Genomic DNA, 17773 nt, shown 5'->3' on the forward strand with positions numbered 1-17773 from the left:
CTCATTTACCGAAAAATTCTAAAACTGGGTTGACAGTAAGTTATTGGTAGTAGATACTACGCTTCATTAATAATAATGATTATCATTTACATTATCATTCAACATAAATGAGCAGTATTTTAAGAAGTAAGCGTCACAACTTACTTTTTAATGTTTATCCAAGACGACTGACAACAACAAGGCTGAAGCTATGGACACGATCTTATTAGACGAATCACTTGATAATGAATGCTACTTAAATCGTCAAGAACAATTTGAATCGAAGGTTCGTAGTTATCCACGTAAGCTGCCATTTGCGATCCAATCAGCTAAAGGTGCTTGGATTACCGATGTGGAAGGCAATGAATATATAGATTGCCTATCAGGCGCGGGCACGCTGGCACTTGGGCACAATCATCCTGTGGTCATAGAAAGTATCAAAGATCTATTAGACAGCAATTTACCAATGCATACATTGGATATCACCACGCCGTTAAAAGACAAATTTAGCGAATTCATGTACAAGTTACTCGCGACCAATAGCGATGAGTATTGCTTGCAGTTTTGCGGACCGACGGGTGCTGATGCGGTAGAAGCGGCTATTAAATTGGCCAAGCAAGTCACGGGTCGTTCAGGTGTTGTCAGTTTCAGCGGTGGCTATCATGGCATGACGCATGGTGCGCTGGCGGTGACAGGGAACTTAGCACCTAAACAAGGTATCGAAGGCTTGATGAGCTCGGTACAGTTTTTGCCTTATCCTAATATGTATCGCTGCGCATTTGGCTTGCCTTTTGAGCAAAGCATCCACGCCCATATGCGCTACTTCGAAAATTTCCTAAAAGATGTAGAAAGCGGTGTGGTGAAACCTGCCGCAGTCATTTTAGAAGTCATACAAGGGGAAGGTGGTGTCAATCCTGCGCCAATAGAATGGCTGAAGCATGTGCGCCGAGTGACAAAAGAGCTGGGCATCATGCTGATTATCGATGAAGTACAAACAGGGTTTTGCCGTACAGGACGTTGGTTCGCTTATCAACATGCGGATATCGATCCCGATATGATTGTGATGTCAAAGGCAATCGGTGGTGGGCTACCACTTGCGGTATTGGGTATCAAAAAACAATACGATGTATGGCAGGCAGGCAATCATTCTGGCACGTTTAGAGGCAATCAATTGGCGATGGCGACTGGCCTTGCCACTCTCAATTACTTAAAAGACAACAACGTTGCGGATTATGTTTTAGAAATAGGCGCGTGGTTTATGGCGCAGCTAAAAATATGCCAACAGCGCTATCCAAAAATAGGTCAAGTCAGAGGGCGTGGTCTCATGATTGGCATAGAAATCGTTAATCCAAACCTGCCTAAGCAAAATGACGGTAGTTATCCAGCAGACAGTGAGGTGGCTGCCAAAATCCAACAAGCGTGTTTTAAACATGGATTGGTGATTGAAAAGGGCGGACGCGGTGGCACAGTACTGCGGTTATTACCGCCACTCAATATAACCAAAGATGAGCTGCAGCAAGTCTTGCAAAGGCTTGATATGGCGCTAGAAGACAATCAATAGTCTTGCCAGCACCTTAGCATGATTCACACTTTTATAAAAAGCTCTGATAACGACTCTAATAACAAGTCACTTATTTGCGATTTATACCATCGTAGAATAAACAAGTGAGGACATTTTGCATTTATTAAACCAGCAAACCAGTGAGCAATATGTCACGCATATGCAAAAAACCAGCGCTGTCATCAAACAGTGGCTAGACGACAACAACGTATATTTGGGCGGCACACCGCAACAAGTGCAAGCAACCAATGCCTTTAGCATCCATCAGCAAGGCCGAGACATCGACACGATACTCGCTGATATTCAAAGTAATTTTTTACCCAGTTGTGTGTCGACGGCCAATGCGAATTGCTTAGCCCACTTGCATCCACCCACACTAGTCATCGGACAGATTGCTGAGATGATTATCGCGGCCACTAACCAAAGTATGGACTCATGGAATCAAAGTCCAGCAGCGACTTATATCGAAAAAGACTTAATACACTGGTTATGTCAATGTTGTCAGTTTGGTGACATCTCTGGTGCTCTCTTTGATGAACAGATAGGCCATAACGCTGGTGGTGTCTTTACCAGTGGTGGTACGCAAAGTAATCTGATGGGTTTACTGCTGGCACGCAATCGATTCTATAAGGCTAAGGGCGTTGATGTGCAAAAAGACGGCCTGATCGGTCAGCGAAGTGGCAAAATCCTGTGCTCAGCCCAGGCGCACTTTTCTATTGAAAAAAATGCGGCGCTACTAGGTCTGGGTCAACGTTCCGTCATTAAAGTAGCGACTGATGCATCAGGTGCCATGCTGATGTCTGACTTACAACATCAGATAAATCAGCTAGGTGCGGACAATGTGATGGCCATCATCGCAACGGCTGGCACAACGGACTTGGGTGCGATTGATCCTCTAATGTCTATCGGAAAGATCTGCCGTGATGCACAGATATGGCTACATATCGATGCAGCATGGGGCGGGGCATTGCTATTGTCACAGCGCTATCGACACTTGATTGAGGGGCTGAATCAGGCTGACTCTATTACCTTAGATTTTCACAAACATTTCTTCTTGCCGATCAGCTGCGGCGCTTTTCTTTTACGAGACAATCGGAATTTCGAGAGCATTCGCCATCATAGTGAGTATCTAAACTCTGCTGATGATGAACAAGACAATATCCCAAACTTGGTGACGTACTCTTTACAGACCACACGCCGATTCGATGCCTTAAAGCTGTGGATGGCGCTGGACTTACTAGGAACAGATGACTATGCAGCCTTGATTGATAACTGTCTAGATACCGCCAAGCAAGCGGCACAGCTGATTGATGCAAATGAAAATTTTGTACTGGTACATAAGCCTATTATCAGCAGTGTTTTGTTTTACTTTACACCCAAAGATACCGCGCTGTCTGATGACCAACTCGCACAGCTTAATCGTCACATTGCGCAAGCATTATTGGTCAATAATATTGCCAATGTGGCCACCACCCAGTTTGAGCAGCGCCTTTGCCTTAAATTCACCATTCTAAATCCCAATACCCAAATCAATGATATTGCAGACATCATTGAGCAGATGGATATTGCTGGTTTTAACCGACTTAATTCTGAAAGACTAAAAGCTGATGGGAAAAAATAATATGATGCAGCATAGAACGCTTGATCGACTCACACTACAAAATCTAATCAATGCTTACTGTTTTGAGACTGGGCGCGGCGATATTATTGCCTTAGCGCAGCAAGACGATATACAAAAGCAGGCCTCACAGAATAAGCCACTATTAGTTCTAAAGCTAGCGCCTTTAAACACGGTAATGGTTGTACCTATTGATAGAGTGAGTCAATTAGGTCAGCATCGTTTGGCAGACATGCCGCTTATATTAAATAAGCAGCTATCAAACAATCAAACGGATGTCTCATTACAAAATAGCCAATGGACAAAGTCCTCTGCTATGAGTTTGGCATCTTTGATTATTGAAGATATTGTGCATCGTTATAAAGATAAAGCGACGCTAGATGCCAATGGCGTATTAAAGCGCTGGATTGAGAGTTATGAGGGGCTGCAGACTATCTTAGAGCATCGTAATGATGAGATTGATGACATCGTTGACTATCAGCAAGACTTTATTCAAACCGAACAAAACCTTATTTACGGTCATGCTATGCACCCCACACCCAAAGGCCGCGCAGGATTTTATGGTGATGAGTGGGCGAAGTATGCGCCCGAGACCAGTAGCAAAACCCAGCTGCATTATTGGCTAGTGCACCCCAGTTGCATTGCAGAAGAATTCGTAGATGGCGATAGCATTACCACAGCGCTCAAATCTAAATTACAAGCTGATATGAGTGGCTATCAACAGCAGCTTGTGGCTGAGCATCCTGACTATAAGCTGTTGCCATTGCACCCTTGGCAAGCAAGGTTTTTGCAGCAGCAACCTTGGTACCAAAAGCTGTTAGAGAGTGGTCAGTTGTTTGACTTGGGTGAGCTTGGTTGGTATCTGCATCCAACGACATCAGTACGCACGCTAGCGGCCTTCGATGCGCCTTGGATGTTTAAACTGTCGTTGTCTGTGGCGATTACCAATTCGGTGCGGATTAACCTGCCCAAAGAATGTAAGCGCGGTATGCATGCCTGCCGAATCTGGCGTAGCGACTATGGTACTCAGCTCAAAACCGAGTACCCTACGATTGCGGTATTGAATGACCCCGCTTGGATTGCCTTACGTGTGGATGGAAAAATCATTGATGAAACCATCTGTATCTTACGTGACAATCCTTTCACAGAGGATACGCAAGTCACCAATCTTGCCAGCTTAAGCCAAGACCATCCCACTCGTCTCACCAATCGCTTAGAGACACTGTTTAAGTCTATCCATAAACGGACAGATGAGTCTTTAGAACAGGTGGCTGTCCAGTGGTTTGACACTTATTTGCAAGTTGGTTTTATACCGCTTATTCATATGTATTATCAGCATGGTATTGGTTTTGAGGTACATCAGCAAAACAGTCTCGTTGAGCTAACAGGCGGCTATCCTAGCAAATTTTGGGCCAGAGACAATCAAGGATTTGGCTATATTGCTGAGTATGCCACGCCGCTCATTGATGCTTACCCCGAGCTTATTAGCGAAGGAGAGTGTGTCATTCCAGAAGACTTTGCCGACTCAAGATTTGCCTATTATCTAGTTGGTAACAGTATATTTGGTCTTATCACTGCTATTGCTCGTACTCAGCTTGTGAATGAGGAGGCATTAATCACGATGTTTAAAGCGTGTTTAATGGCATTAGAGCAACAATACCCACATCGTCCGTTATTTGACTTGCTATTGCGCAGCCCTACATTGCCGTTCAAGGGCAATCTACTCACCAGACTCTATGCGCTCGATGAGCTGACCGCACCTGTTGAGACCCAGTCTATTTATGTCGATATCCCAAACCCTATGATGACGTAGCAAATCATATTGTGATGGCAAAGATAAGCACACGATATAAATTGGGGTTCGATAGAAACGAGCACCAGAATTAACGTAACTATCAAAGCACTACTACCAAATCACTAAGGGGCGACCGTGTCAGATATTATTGGGATTGGCGTAGGGCCGTTTAACTTAAGTTTGGCGGCATTACTGACAAAGACCGACGTAACCGCCAAGTTTTTTGAGCAAAAGGCTGAGTTTAATTGGCATAAAGGCATGATATTGCCGAGCACCACACTGCAAGTGCCTTTTATGGCAGACTTGGTGACACTGATAGACCCAACCAGTCCGTATTCTTTTTTGAATTATCTGCATACTCAGCAGCGATTGCTTAAGTTTTACTTTTTAGAAGAATTTAAAATTTATCGTAAAGAGTATAACCACTATTGCCAATGGGTAGCAGAGCAGCTAGATAGTCTGAATTTTGATGCGGCAGTGATCGACGTGGCGTTTGACGACAATAATGATGGGTTTTTAGTGACCGTCTGTGAGCAAGGCACGCAAAACACCTATCATGCTAAAAATTTAGTCATAGGAACGGGCACACAGGCCACGTTACCACCATCGCTGCAGGACATTGCCAAGCAAGCGCCTAACCGCTGTATGCACACCGCTCATTTTGCAGACAATTTTGACTTGGACAGCCTCAATGCGAGTAGCCTTGATGTGAATAGCACCAAGACTGAAGGCAAACTGACCAAAGTGTTAGTGTTGGGGTCTGGGCAGTCTTCCGCAGAGGTATATCGAACGCTGTTTGATCAACAGTTTGATGGCGATGATAGTACTAATGACGACCCTAAGTTTCAGCTAGATTGGATGACTCGCTCGGCAGGGTTTTTCCCCATGGAATACTCTCCATTAGGCTTGGAGCATTTTAGCCCGGCTTATACAGATTACTTTTATCATTTAGACTCAGCAACCAAGCCCCAAGTCACTGCCAAGCAAGACCTACTCTATAAAGGCATGGGATTTGAAACCATACGCGATATTTATCATCGTCTCTATGAGCGCAGTATTACCAATCAAGATCTGCATTCGACGTTGCTGTCGAACTGTGAAGTAATTGAGTCAACTCTGACAACAATGCTAGAAGAGCAAGAGCCGACAGACACCATAAAAATGGTGGTTAGACAGCGTGAACAGAATCAATCGTTTACTGCTGAATATGATTGTGTGATTGCTGGTACAGGCTATCGTTACGGTCTGCCTGAGTGCTTAAGTACGCTACTGCCTAGCATCGCACATGATGCGTTTGAGCAGCCAGTCATTGATCGAGACTATGCACTGAAATATGTGCTGACGCATCAAAAAGATATTGTGACTAATGGCAAGATTTTTGTACAAAATCAAGAGGTGCATACCCATGGTGTTGGGTCACCAGACTTGGGGCTGGGTGCTTATCGAGCAGGGTGCATCATCAATCAGTTGACAGGTGAGCAGACTTACGACACTGATGCCTTAAAAGTGTTTCAAAAATTTGGCACGTAGTGTTTTATAAAACTTATATTTAACAGAAACGATATTAAAGAACACTAACCACATAGCAAAATAATAACTAGGAGCAAGTCATGCCGACCATCACCCAAAACCTGCCCGACACTTTTAGCATTGAGGCTTATCAAAAGACGTTTGCGTTGAGACCTGTCAAATACCCAGATGATATGCCATTGCTGTATAAATGGATGCATGCCGAGCATGTGGTTGATCAGTGGCAGCTTCATCTTCCAATGCCGCAATTAAAAACCCATTTTGAAAAAATGCTGGCCGATGATCATCAGCGTCTCTACCTGATACTTTGTGATGATAAGCCGATTGGCTATACAGAAATTTATGAAACGGCTCGTGATCGCTTGTCTCAGTATTACAAAGCCAAAGAGACGGATATGGGTTGGCATATTTTACTTGGGGATCCGGCGGTGGTTGGCAAAGGCTATTTAAAACCAACGGGTATGATGATCAGCAAGTTTATATTTGAGCATACTGAAGCCAAGAAAATTGTGGTCGAGCCGGATAGTAAGGTTGAGGTATATCAGTGGATTGCTGATAGCTTCGCTTATCGCGTACAACGTCTGATTGAGATGCCAGAAAAGACCGCCTCATTGTATTTCTGCAATCGCGATGAGTTTTTGGAATCTAGAGGTTATCTGAATTTCTACGGTACTACGGCTTAATGAGCGACGCTCCTATAAATAGGGTATTTACCAATGAGTCGCCTATAAACGAAGCCTCTAAGAGTAGCAGTCATGGCTTGAACGATAAAAAGGTGCAGCAGGTATTACTGACATTACTACTCGGCGGTACGGTGGTGAGTTTTAGTAATAGTGCGCTCAATCCAGCAATTCCTGTTTTTATGTCGGTGTTTGACGTCGATATTGTGATGGGCGGCTGGGTGCTAAATGCGTATGTCTTAGCCATGAGTCTGGGGCTGATGCTGAGTGGCTATTTAAACAAAAAGTTCCCTTTTAAGCATGTTTATTTGGCGGCAATTTTTGGGTTTATGCTGGGCTCAGCCATTGGCATGCTGGCATCTAGTATGAGCTTTGTTATCATTGCCAGAGCCATACAAGGGCTGAGTGGTGGTCTGATTATTCCACTATCTATTGGTATGCTGTATCAGATTTATCCGAAGCAGCAGCATGGCAGAGTAATGGCGCTATGGGGCATTGTTATTATGATGTCGTTGGCCTTTGGCCCTTTGGTAGGGGCTTATTTGGTTGAGCAGTTTGCGTGGTGGACACTGTTTGCCATTACCTTGCCACTCAGTGCGGCAGTCATGGCGATGGTATGGCGCCTAATTCCTGACATACGCTCAAATGATAAAAAAAGCCCTTTCGATACTATCGGGTTTGTCAGTTTGCTCATTTGGCTGCTGGCCATGATGGTGTGGCTGAGCACGCTGAAAATAGATTTTACTGGTGGGTTACTCAGCAGTGACGGCTTATTAAAGATAGCCACATTGGGTTTATTGTCTGTCGGATTTTTACTATCTGCAATGGTTTGGTGGGCATATGAGCGTCGTCAGCGTCACCCGTTATTGAACGTGCGCTTGTTTAATAATAAAACCTATTTGCACAGCAATATCATCAGCATTAGCCAAACAGTCGGTTTGATGCTGTGTCTCTTGCTATTACCCGTTTTGATACAAGATGTGATGGGCGAAAGTGCGTTATGGACAGGTATTGTCCTGATGGTCGCGACGCTCATAGCCAGTATCACCACGCATTACGCTGGCAAGAAGGTAGATAAGCAAGGTGCCAGAGGGATTGGCATCGTGGGCATTGCGATTAGCGCTCTATCTACCTTGATGCTGGCATGGTGCTTGTATCAGCCAACGCTTTGGCTATTAATGCTAATTATGAGTATGCGCGGTATTGGAGTGGGTTTGGCGTATCTGCCGACCACGACGGTTGGTTTTAGTAGCTTACCCAAAGAATCAGTCACTGAAGGTGCCGCACTTAATAATATCAGTCGCCGCATCATCTCTACCATATTTATCACGCTGTCCACCATTTATATAGACAGTCGAGGTGCGCAGTTATTAGCAGCAGGCAGTAGCCAAGGTATGGCGAGAGCGATCCAAGAAATACTGGTAGTAATCGCGGTGCTTTTATTGCTCACGATTCCTTCAGCGTGCAAATTACCACGATCCCCATAAATAAATACCCCGTATAGGGGTTTACTTTAACTTATTAATGTAAATAATTATCATTCGCTTTAAATTTATACTTTTATTTGATTCGATTCGATTTTTAGACAGGAAGCTTATATCTATGACCAATAATCTAGCAAACTCTACCAAAAACAATAATAGCCATCATAGTACTGACGTTACTTGTGCGACTAAACCGTGGCAAGTGCCTGTCGATTCTAAAATTATGGCACGCGCTGAGCAACGAGTGATCAAGCAATTGCTACAGGCATTGTTATATGAAAATATTATTGATTTTGAATTTGAAAGTGCGAACAACGCTCATGACAGTGCTGATAATGAGACGCTGCTGAATTTTATTATAAAAGTAGGTAAAGCAGGTAATGATGTCCGTTATACCGCGCAAGGCTATATACATTATAGTTTTGACATCATACGTTTGAATGAGCTAAATGTGCAGCGAGTGGTTAATGGTGTTGCCCAAGACGCCATTCTTGAGCATGTGATTAGTGATATCTTGCTCAATATTGAAAGTGCAGAGCTCAGAGACAGCTTTATCAAAGAGCTGCGCCATACCTTAGTGAACGAAACACAATCTCAGATACTGGCTTCCAATATGCCTGTGCCTATTGATACGCTCACTTACGAGCAACTCGAAGGCTATTTGACGGCAGGGCATCCTTATCATCCGTGTTTTAAGTCTCGTATTGGTTTTGATTTGCAAGATAACTATGACTATGGCCCAGAGTTTGATCAAAACATCGGCGTAGTATGGTTGGCGGTCAAAAAAGAGCTAATGGTGAGCAATACCACTACTGGTATCGCTGTAAATGAATGGGTAAAAGATTATATAGGTGCGGATGAATTTTCTGCCCTCAATGCCAAACTCACAGAAGTATTTACAACCAAAAATAAGCAAGACGAAGGTACAGCTAGTAATGAAGTAGACGAGACGGCTAATAACTATTGCCTGATACCTGCGCACCCTTGGCAATGGCAAAACACCTTGATTCAAGCATTACAACCATTACTTGCCACGCAAGAGGTTATCTATTTGGGTGATGCAGGTCATCAGTACCGTGCTCAGCAGTCTATTCGCTCATTGACGATGCTTGGTAATGCTGATGGCAATGTTAACGGTGATACTGATGCCATTAATAATAAAGCCTACCTAAAGCTAAGTATGCATCTGATTAATACCTCAAGCACACGAATATTGGCAAAGCACACCGTGATGAATGCCGCTGTTGTCACCACTTGGTTGAATCAACTAATTGCAGATGATAAGACCGCCCAAGCATTACCCATTGCGTTTTTAGGTGAGACCGTTGGCGTTAGTCTAGACCATGAGGCGTTACGCGCGCGTGGCTATCAGCATCCAAATATGTATGGCGGGCTAGCTGCCGTTTGGCGAGAAAACGTGAACCAATATTTATCAGAAGGTCAAACAGCATTTCCGCTCAACGGTGTAAGCTATATTAATGCTGATGGCTCGCATCTGATAGCTCCTTGGCTTGATAAATATAGCGTAGAGACATGGATTGCGCAGTTAATTAAGGTCACTGTCACCCCTTTATTGCATATCTTATTTGGTTATGGTGTGGCACTAGAATGCCATGCGCAAAACATCGTCTTGGTACATGAAGATGGCTATCCTGTAAAAGTCTTATTAAAAGATTTGCATGACGGGGTTCGCTATTCACCTGAGCACTTAACCCAACAACACTTACGCCCAGATTTTTATAGCTTGCCACCTGCACATGCAGCCTTGAATAGAGGCTCATTCATCGAGACCGAAGATACCGACGGCATTCGGGATATGACGGTTGCTTGCTTATTCTTTGTGGCGTTGTCAGACATCGCAATTTTTATGCAGACGCATTATCACTATTCTGAAGTTGCATTTTGGCAACAGGTTGCTGACTGCGTGACCGACTATCAAACCTCCCATCCAGAGCATCAAGTGCGGTTTGACTTGTTTGATGTATTCGCCGAACAAACGCGCATTGAATCATTGGCCAAGCGCCGATTATTCGGAGACAAAGCATTCCCGATTAAATACATCAATAACCCACTGTTTAAAAATCGGGGGTAAGACGATGCATACATTATTCCCTGTGCAGAATTCTGCGAAAAACAGCCACCTTGATGCAAACCCTGAGCTAGATGTCGAGGCTGTTCAATGGTCGCTGATTAATCATTTGGTAGAGTGTTTCTTATTAGAGCAGTGGATGGATGAGCATTTTATTCAAGTGACAACCACCCATGAGTATTTAGCAAATCATCAGACGATTCAAGCGTCTCAAGCTCAAGACGCGCATCAATTTTTAGCGTCGCTACCACAGCAGTATCAAGACTTCTTTGACCAAGATAACCCATTGATGGTGATGCAGGTTGACCAAGAGAGACAGTTATTACTATTGGTAGAGCCTGCTTACGCGTCACCATGGCGACTGTCTAAATCCTGTCTGCCTGTCGTACATAACCATAAGGGCAATCTCAATAAAAACCATCATGTAGATGGCGCTTTGCTCCAGCCAGTAAGCTCAGCACAGCACTTGTTAGATACTTTTTTGTCAATGATGGCTAGTGACAGCTTATCTGACGTCGGTGTATTAAAGCTAAAAGAGAGCTTAGAGGCTTCTTTTATAGCTCAGCAACAATCAGCCACGGCAAATATCACAACGGCAGTTTGTCAGTATCCGCATTGGCATCAAACCTTGATTGCGGCGGAGCAGTGGGCATCACTCATGGATCGTCCGTTTCATCCATTGGCTAAAGGCAAGTTAGGCTTTACGGCAATAGAATACCAACGTTATATGGCAGAGTTTAATCAGCCTATCACGCTGGTATGGGTTGCCATTGCCAAAAGCCATGTCATGATGGCAGAGCATGTCAAAGACATGACTATACAAAATCCAGCGGCCTACCTTTTGGACACTACGCAGCAGCAGAGTTTGATGCGAGAGCTAGATGACAAAGGAATAGCGGATACGCACATTGCGATGCCCGTACACCCTTGGCAAATGACTCATGTGGTTGATGACATGTATGCCGACGATCTTGCCAGTGGCACAGTTGTCGCCCTGACTTTTGAAGCCCTCATCACTTATGCCAGCTCATCCATGCGTAGTATGCTGATTGATACTAATACGCCAAATAGTATTAAGCTGCCTATAGGTGTGTACGCACTGAATTCAAAGCGCTACTTACCAGCCCTCAAGCTGATCAATGGTGAAAAAAACCAAGCCATATTGATGCAGGCAAGAACAATAGACCCTGTATTATCAGCACAGCTACGGTTATGGGATGAACGTCTGTGGTGGGGTTACATGTCGCCCACTCATTTGCATGATAAAAGCGCTATCAATCCTTACTTTTATCAAGAAAAGCCCACGCATCTAGGCGCGATGCTACGCCAACTACCAGCAGATCTGTGTGACGATTCGATTCGACTGTTTCCTATGGCAAGCTTGGGTATGTTGGTTTACAAGCAGGGTGTCAGCCATCACATTTTTGACGGGATTGTTCAGAATAGTGGTGGTCAAGACAGCTTTCAAGAAGGTTCGACACAAGACAAAACACTTGCTGTCATAGCGTGTTTTAAAAATCTTTGTGATATATTTTTGGGTACGATGCTGCGCTGTTTACGCCTAGGGTTCGCACCTGAGATGCACGGGCAAAATATTGTTATCGTATTAAAATACAATCATTTTACCAGTCTGTTATTGCGTGACCATGACTCCGTACGCATTCATCTACCATGGCTGGCACGTCATCAAATAGCAAATCCTGAGTATCTTAGCCCACCAGATTTTAAAAACCGTTTATATCGAGAGACGCCGCAAGCGCTGATATTTTATCTACAGTCGCTAGGATTACTGGTTAATCTTCGGGCGATTATTGAGTCATTGGTTGAGCACTATCATATCAATGAAGAGACGCTGTGGCACGAGGTAATGACCAGTATTGAGGAATCCTTGGTGACTATCGATTTTGATGACGATCAACGTCAGATACTTCGTAATGAGCTACTGAACAGTTCACATTACCCGCATAAAACATTGCTATTGCCCGTTATTGCCCGTGGTTCTGATCCTCATGGCAGTATGCCAGCTGGAGAAAGCAAAACGATCAATCCGTTCAAGCGTGTTAAAAAATCAGCTAGCCAACGAACCCATTTAACTAACTAATAGCTAATTAGCAATTAGCAATGCGATAAAAGTTATCGAGAAACAAAAAAGCTAAAAAGTGCGATAGTGAGAACATTATGACTGAAATCGATATTCACGACCTTATAGATAGCTATAAAGAGATAGGTACTTCAACTATTGGTCATCTGACTGAGGAAGGGTATTTACCAGATATCAAAGCACTCAATCCCTGCACGGCTACCATAGTCGGCCGAGTGTTAACAGTCCAACTAACCTCGGACAACACGGATGTGATCAACCAGGCATTGATTCAAGCAGCGCCTAATGATGTGTTATGTATTGATGCTCAAATATTAGGCATCAAGGCATGTTGGGGAGCACTGCGTACTTGCGCAGCTATCTATGAGAAGCTATCCGCCGTCATTGTCATTGGACAGGCAACGGACTCGGTACAAATTCAACAATTGGGATTTCCTGTATTTGCACAAGGTATCAGTGCTGTGACCACATTTAAAAGCGATCATATACAAGGCACGCTAGCATCCGATATTGCCTATCATTTTGGTGAGCAGACCACGACGATTCATTCAGGCGATATCGCCATTATGGACAATGACGGGATCTTCGTGTTGCCCATTAATGTCGCACAGCAGCTATTACCAGATTTCCAAAAAAAGCATAGAGAGGATGAGGTAAAGTTCCAATTATTTTTTGAGGCATATAGTAACGATGAGTTAGATAAACTGTTCAATAGCTCATCAAATTCCTAACGGGAAGTTGTACAGTTAAACTTATGATAGCCATAATCTTCACCCGCTAGTAGTGTAAAAATACATATGGAAATAAAAATGATTATCATTTAGAATATCATTCACAAAGTTAGTACATGCAGTAATATTAGCTAAATATGACTCATACCACTATTTATCTATCAACTCATTGAAATAATCTAAGTGAAACAATCATGAAAAGCCATCATCAAGTCGCTCTATCTGTTCTTACCCTCTGCATTAGCCAACAGTTATATGCTCAAACCAATACTAGTGAAGCGGATACCGTATTAGATACGCAGATTTTGACAGAACTAACGTCAAATTCAGCATCAGATGAGACACCTAATGTGACTTTAGACACTATCAATGTTACGGCTAAAGCGAGAACAGGTACGGCACTGGCACAAAAAATCAGTGAGATGCCATCAGTCACCCAAGTAATCACCGAAAACGAGATTCAGGTGCAGGCAACAGGTGACCGTACGACTGGTGATATTTTGGCACAGCTGATTCCAAGTCTAGGTGCTAGTAGTGGCTCAACCAGTAATTATGGCACCACTATGCACGGTCGTCCTGTGCAGTTTTTGCTAAATGGTGTACCTCTGAGCAGCTCACGCAGTCTTTCACGCGAGTTAAACAGTATTGATCCTGCGCAGCTTGAGCGAGTAGAGGTACTCTCGGGCGCTACCAGTATCTACGGTGCTGGTGCAGCAGGTGGTTTGATTAATTTTGTGACCAAATCTCTCGTAGGTTACGGTCCCATCAGACAGACCAGAGTGGGTGTCAGTAGCAGTCGTGATTTCGAGTCTGACTCATTGGGTTATCATGTGGGGCAGACGTTAGGATATGGCGGTGAGCGGATGTATGGTCGCCTAGACGTCGACTATGATAGCAAAGGCGGCAAATTCGATAGCCATGGCGATCGTATCAGTCCAGATGTGAACCAAACGGATCAACAAGATACTGAATCGCTGAGTGTGAATGGTAGCCTAGGTATAGAGCTAACGGATACCCAACGTCTTGATCTTGCAGCGACTTATTACAAAGATAAGCAAGATACTGACTATGGCCCAGACTACGGTGATGGCTTGGCAGTATTATTTGGTGCCAGCCCGTCTTTAGAAGCCATTGATGGTGCCAATGTGGAAAATGAGCCTTATACCGAAAAAAGCTCGATAAATTTAAATTATAGTGATGATGATTTTGTGGGATCAGGGTCTAGCTTAAGCTTGACGGGTTACTACCGAGATGAAAAAGGCCGTTTTTACCCTTCTGGTAAAACCGCAGGAGACCAAGCGACTGAGGTATGGCAAGCCAATGGCCTAACTGATGAAGACACGTTGAAGAAACTGGCAAGTGCTGCAACATTTGTCACTCAGTCAGAAGCTGATATTGAAGTAATGGGTTTGCGAGCAGCCATGCAAACCGAAACGGAAATTGCAGGACAAAAGACACTATTTAGCTACGGTGCTGATTTCGAACGCGAAAATAGTGCGCAAACTTACTACGGTCAAGACCTAAATACGTTCCTTGCTAGTAATGGCTTGACCGCCCAAACCAATGGGCTTACTTATAACGGTGGACCAGATACGACCATCGATAAATGGGGCGCTTTTGTCAATGCAGACGTAGACATAACTGACAAATGGCATACCAGTGCTGGCGTACGTTACCAAAAATTGAAGTCTGAGACTGATACCTTTACGCCCATCTATGAGCAGCTGCTTGAAGAGTATTTTAATAGTTCTGCTATCAGTGCGACAAGCGCAGCTTATGGCATTGAGTATCAAGCAGGCGACGTAGAAAAAGGCAGTACCGACCATGACAAAACCTTGTTCAATCTTGGTACCAGCTATCAGATAACCCCAAATGATCAAGTATTTGCCAATTTTTCACAAGGGTTTACGACAGCAGATATACAACGCGCGCTGCGTGATGTGCGTGCAGGCTTTGTGGTCAACTCAGACAACGTACAACCGATTGCGATCAACAACTACGAGTTTGGCTGGCAAGGCAAGCATGGTGATACAGCAGCACGCTTGAGTGGATTCTATAACGAATCAGACAAAGTCGTGCGCTTTACTGATAGCTATACCGTAGAAGTTGTCGATACCGATGAGCGTATCTATGGGGTAGAGGGCTCGCTGAGTCATGATATCAATGATAAGTGGCAAGTGGGCGGTAGTGTCGCCTATACCCGTGGTCAGTATGACAAAGATGGCGACTGGTTGGAATTGGATGCAGTACGTCTAACCCCGCTCAAAGGTACCGCATTTGCCCAGTACCAGTTTGATGAAGGCAGCAATATTCGCCTGCAAGCATTAGCAATTGGCGGTGATGATGAAGCTTTTAAAGACCAACAACAAGACCCTGACTCTAGTGCATTGCCAGTTACAGGTTACATGACTCTCGATGTATTGGGACAAGTAAAAATGCCAGTCGGCCGAGTAGACTATGGCGTTTATAATTTGCTCAATAAAGACTATCTAACCGTCTATCATCAAACGACCTTTGGTGATTTGAACCGCCTACCTGCCTCAGGTACGACTTATGGTTTGAGCTATACCGTTGATTACTAAACAGTAATATTGTCCAAGAAGTATCAATATTAAAAACCTTTCGTGCTAATTTTTAGTATGAAAGGTTTTTCAGTATAAAAAATTAAATGTTGATAGCGCTTTAATAGGTGTATGTAGCCAGTAAGTATTTACTAGCGCTATATGTTTTTAACCATATCAGGTCAAACACTTGCTAGGTTGATATTTTATGATTGACTTATAGCGTATAGATGGTAGTCTAAGCGTTCTTTGGGGAGTAGCCTGTTTTCGTTCTACGAAAGCGTCCGTATCAACATACTTGGCCACATGCCATGGTACGAACACCTCTCGGTTGGCGAGACCATCGATATATCTACACTGCAGGTCGAGGGTGTGGCTATGTCGTGGACTCTATACTCGACCAGAGATACTCAAATGAACCCTATTGCTCTTCTTTTACTTGCCCTTTCTATGTCTACTGATGCCTTTTCTGTGGCAATTGGTAAAGGCGCAAATCTAAAAAATCCTCGTTTTACCGAAGCTCTGAGAATGGGTGTTATCTTTGGCACTATTGAAGCCATCACACCTATCATTGGCTGGCTTATCGGTCGTTCTGCCACCTCTTTTGTAGACACTGCTTTCATTGAAGCATGGGATCACTGGGTCGCCTTTGTTATTCTTGCTGCTCTCGGTATGCATATGCTGTATGAGGGCTTCAAGCCAAGTAACGAATCAATAGAAGCACCGCGTAGACATTCGTTCTTTAAACTTGCTATAACGGCATTTGGTACCAGTATCGATGCGATGGCTGTCGGTGTGAGCTTGGCGTTTATAGAGGTCAATATTTTCTTAGCGGCAGGTCTCATCGGCTTAGCCACCACGGTAATGGTCACGCTGGGCGTGATGTTAGGCAGGATATTAGGCTCACTAATCGGTCATAGAGCCGAAGTGTTTGGTGGTTTTATGCTGATCGCTATCGGCACGTGGATCTTATTAAGCCATCTTCAATAACCACATAAAAACTGCCAACTGCGGACAGATAGTGATGATATCAATCTATTACTGACTTGCAGAAGCAGAGCGCTTGCTGACCTTAAAAAGCTTGTCTGAATCAATGGTTAGGCTTTTTTTGGGTCTAAAACTAACACATCACGCTATAGCTATTGGTGAAAGGCCTGAAAAACTCAGCACCACAAAAGTTGTTGATGATAAACAGTATGGTCATAATGACGATAAGAATGCCTATACCCCACATAGGTAATGTTAACTTCCAATTCGTCAAATTCTGATGACCGCAGTGTTTACAGCGCCAATCAGAGCGCTTTAGTTTGGTATCGCATTTCGGGCACTTGCTATGATTAATAAACAATTTAATCTCCCTTATAGATACATTCTCTTATAAGAGTATATATCCCTGGCACCGAATCAGCAATTGCCTATCAACAATTAGTCGTTGCTAGCGAAGAGGCCTGACTCAAGTGTTTGTGCTTACGCTTATACATAGAGTTCTGGTATGCCAACAAAAAACAGCAGACAATAAAAAAGACCTTCAATCTCTTGAAGGTCTTTTTTATTAAAACTTAAATGTGGTGGGCCCAGTAGGACTTGAACCTACGACCAAAGGATTATGAGTCCTCTGCTCTAACCAACTGAGCTATGGGCCCT

General features: G+C 43.8%; 11 protein-coding genes, 1 tRNA gene and 1 riboswitch. Of the genes, 11 read left to right on the forward strand and 1 reads right to left on the reverse strand.

Features of this window, described 5'->3' with window-relative positions:
* Positions 1 to 190: 190 nt before the first annotated feature.
* The 11 genes from ACTXGL_RS11615 to ACTXGL_RS11665 all read left to right on the forward strand — a co-directional run bounded on the left by ACTXGL_RS11615 (position 191) and on the right by ACTXGL_RS11665 (position 17119).
* Positions 191 to 1540: a diaminobutyrate--2-oxoglutarate transaminase family protein gene (locus tag ACTXGL_RS11615; protein WP_443526928.1), complete on the forward strand. Its 1350-nt coding sequence runs from the start codon at positions 191 to 193 to the stop codon at positions 1538 to 1540.
* Between the two features lie 115 nt (positions 1541 to 1655).
* The gene (locus ACTXGL_RS11620; protein WP_443526929.1) at positions 1656 to 3161 is read left to right on the forward strand and encodes a pyridoxal phosphate-dependent decarboxylase family protein; all 1506 of its coding nucleotides are present in this window, start codon (positions 1656 to 1658) and stop codon (positions 3159 to 3161) included.
* Between the two features lies 1 nt (position 3162).
* Positions 3163 to 4971, forward strand: a complete 1809-nt coding sequence (locus ACTXGL_RS11625) for an IucA/IucC family protein (RefSeq protein ID WP_443526930.1) — start codon at positions 3163 to 3165, stop codon at positions 4969 to 4971.
* 117 nt (positions 4972 to 5088) lie between these two features.
* Positions 5089 to 6483 carry a lysine N(6)-hydroxylase/L-ornithine N(5)-oxygenase family protein gene (locus ACTXGL_RS11630; protein WP_443526931.1) on the forward strand — a complete coding sequence of 465 codons (1395 nt, stop codon included), beginning with the start codon at positions 5089 to 5091 and terminating at the stop codon, positions 6481 to 6483.
* An 80-nt stretch (positions 6484 to 6563) separates the two neighbouring features.
* Positions 6564 to 7166 carry a GNAT family N-acetyltransferase gene (locus tag ACTXGL_RS11635; RefSeq protein WP_443526932.1) on the forward strand — a complete coding sequence of 201 codons (603 nt, stop codon included), beginning with the start codon at positions 6564 to 6566 and terminating at the stop codon, positions 7164 to 7166.
* Entirely contained in the window at positions 7166 to 8650 is a 1485-nt protein-coding gene (locus ACTXGL_RS11640) for an MFS transporter (RefSeq protein ID WP_443526933.1), read from the forward strand. The genes ACTXGL_RS11635 and ACTXGL_RS11640 overlap by 1 nt, the downstream gene beginning before the upstream one ends.
* A gap of 115 nt (positions 8651 to 8765) precedes the next feature.
* Positions 8766 to 10739 carry an IucA/IucC family protein gene (locus ACTXGL_RS11645; RefSeq protein ID WP_443526934.1) on the forward strand — a complete coding sequence of 658 codons (1974 nt, stop codon included), beginning with the start codon at positions 8766 to 8768 and terminating at the stop codon, positions 10737 to 10739.
* 4 nt (positions 10740 to 10743) lie between these two features.
* On the forward strand, positions 10744 to 12837 hold the full coding sequence (locus ACTXGL_RS11650; protein ID WP_443526935.1) for an IucA/IucC family protein: 2094 nt from the start codon (positions 10744 to 10746) through the stop codon (positions 12835 to 12837).
* A gap of 77 nt (positions 12838 to 12914) precedes the next feature.
* On the forward strand, positions 12915 to 13568 hold the full coding sequence (locus ACTXGL_RS11655) for an RraA family protein (RefSeq protein WP_443526936.1): 654 nt from the start codon (positions 12915 to 12917) through the stop codon (positions 13566 to 13568).
* 194 nt (positions 13569 to 13762) lie between these two features.
* Entirely contained in the window at positions 13763 to 16150 is a 2388-nt protein-coding gene (locus tag ACTXGL_RS11660; RefSeq protein ID WP_443526937.1) for a TonB-dependent receptor, read from the forward strand.
* A gap of 218 nt (positions 16151 to 16368) precedes the next feature.
* Positions 16369 to 16537: riboswitch (yybP-ykoY riboswitch) on the forward strand.
* On the forward strand, positions 16508 to 17119 hold the full coding sequence (locus tag ACTXGL_RS11665; protein WP_443526938.1) for a manganese efflux pump MntP: 612 nt from the start codon (positions 16508 to 16510) through the stop codon (positions 17117 to 17119). It overlaps the preceding riboswitch by 30 nt.
* A 576-nt stretch (positions 17120 to 17695) precedes the next feature.
* Here the strand turns inward: ACTXGL_RS11665 and ACTXGL_RS11670 are convergent.
* Positions 17696 to 17772 (reverse strand) — tRNA-Ile (locus ACTXGL_RS11670).
* Between the last annotated feature and the right edge of the window lies 1 nt (position 17773).

Origin of the sequence: Psychrobacter sp. T6-6 (genome assembly GCF_052258185.1) — a bacterium.
In the GTDB taxonomy this organism is placed as follows: domain Bacteria; phylum Pseudomonadota; class Gammaproteobacteria; order Pseudomonadales; family Moraxellaceae; genus Psychrobacter.